This window comes from Halorientalis persicus, from assembly GCF_900110215.1.
GTDB classification, from domain to species: Archaea; Halobacteriota; Halobacteria; order Halobacteriales; family Haloarculaceae; genus Halorientalis; species Halorientalis persica.
Genome location: NZ_FOCX01000111.1, coordinates 1 through 1,322, shown reverse-complemented (window position 1 = coordinate 1,322; position 1,322 = coordinate 1). Strand labels below are relative to the sequence as shown.

The window sequence follows — 1,322 nt, the reverse complement described above, 5'->3', positions numbered from 1 at the left end:
CGCGAACGAGCGACGACGTGAAGGCGGAGCACGGACTGGCCGGCAACAGTGACGATGAGTGACGAGTGGGACTGGGAGTTCACCGATACAGCAGACCGCCAGTTCGACGGCCTCGACGAATACGCACAAGATCGAATCAGCTCCAAACTGGACGATATCGTCACGGATCAATGGCGTAACCCGATGGACTATCTCGAACCGCTCGAAGGGGCGCCTCACCAGAAGCTCCGAATCGGCCCGTTTCGCCTCGGGTGTCGTGCTGCTCGGAGTGAGCAGGTCCTCTACGTGCTTACGATCACCAAGCGCGGTGGCGATGCCTACCGAGGCGACGACGACTGACCGTCCTTGCTTCTCTTCGACGGCGATCCATATGCATTGAGACGACCGACCTCAACTACTGCTGGAGAACATGCTTGTGAGTTATGGCATACTGTTGCAAGAGGATATAGAGACGCCCCACACACACCATGTTCGAAATGAATTCTCTCCCTCGGCCCACTCTTTCTTGTGCTTTGCGGCGTAGAGTCGCTAATACGCCTGCTTCAATCCACCCCGTGTCAAATTCATTTCGATGGTAGGTCAGTAGCTAGTGATTTCTTTCTGGAACAGGTCTTCTAGCCGATCTACAGGCGGAACAGGCCGAGTGCCTCGGGGCTTGACCCCGAGGCGGTTCACATTCAACCTAACCGTAACAACTGTAAGCCAAGCACTACAACTGCTGCATGGAGCGGACCTACCGCCACCGTAGCGATGTCTGCTCCTGCATGCTGCTACAGCGCGATCAGCGCTCACCGAATCGCATCGGCACTGGGAGTCCCACTCAGACTCCCATTCCATTCATCCGCCATCGCAAAGATACTGACGACACCTTTTGCTGCTGTAGGCACCTGTAGTTACTGCCGACTGGTAAACCACTCCCAAGTTAATTATTCTTAGGTCGGTCATACCTCCAGCGTGAAAGGCTCTGGTTCCCCAGATAATCAACAAGAAAGAGTAGATGGGACAAACAGCCAGGAACACCTTAGACGTACGGTATTAAAACTGGCCGGTGGAGCGATTGGCACGCTCTCTGTGACAGGGTCAGTCAGAGGAGCGCCTGCCGATGTTACCGTTTCGATCACCACTGATGAGCAGACACTGGCACCTGGAGAGTCGACCACGCTGAGAGTCAAGGCAACCAATACTGGAGAATATGAACGATACCCTCGGATTGCTGTTGGGTACGACCGGCTGTGTTGAATCACTAGATGGCGTCGGTGTAGGTCGCTAAATCAAAGGAGTTGAAGCGGGAGACTTCGGTTGTCCATGACCCAAATCTCCCG

At 54.7% G+C, this 1,322-nt stretch carries 1 protein-coding gene; it reads left to right on the top strand.

Going from position 1 to position 1,322, the window contains the following annotated elements; all coding sequences use genetic code 11:
* Positions 1-54 precede the first annotated feature (54 nt).
* On the top strand, positions 55-339 hold the full coding sequence (locus BMX17_RS24875; protein WP_092665335.1) for a type II toxin-antitoxin system RelE family toxin: 285 nt from the start codon (positions 55-57) through the stop codon (positions 337-339).
* The last annotated feature ends 983 nt before the right edge of the window (positions 340-1,322 follow it).